Origin of the sequence: Neobacillus drentensis (assembly GCF_036962765.1) — a bacterium.
GTDB classification, from domain to species: domain Bacteria; phylum Bacillota; class Bacilli; order Bacillales; family Cytobacillaceae; genus Neobacillus; species Neobacillus drentensis_C.
Window position 1 is genome coordinate 1 of record NZ_JBALOS010000031.1, and the last position, 341, is coordinate 341.

Consider the following 341-nt stretch of genomic DNA (forward strand, 5'->3'; position numbering starts at 1 on the left):
TTTTAGCAGATTTCTTAACACCCCAACTGAACGAGTTGCGTGAAAACGGACTCTACAATGTCATTGATACTGTAGAAGGACCAAACGGCCCTATAGTTACCATCAATGGCAAATCATTAATCAATATGTCATCTAATAACTATCTTGGCCTTGCCAATAATGAAAGAATGAAGCAAAAAGCGCATGAAGCAATCGAAGAGTATGGGTTGGGGGCCGGTGCGGTCCGTACCATCAATGGTACATTGAAAATTCATAATGAATTAGAGAAAACAATTGCCAAGTTCAAGCATACCGAAGCGGCAATTGCCTTTCAATCTGGGTTCAATTGCAACATGGGTGCC

Annotated in this window: 1 pseudogene (running past one end of the window); it reads left to right on the forward strand. The window is 41.3% G+C overall.

Features of this window, described 5'->3' with window-relative positions:
• A pseudogene (locus V7137_RS05265) lies at window positions 1-341 on the forward strand (glycine C-acetyltransferase); its annotated part runs 800 nt beyond the window's last position; the annotation flags it as partial.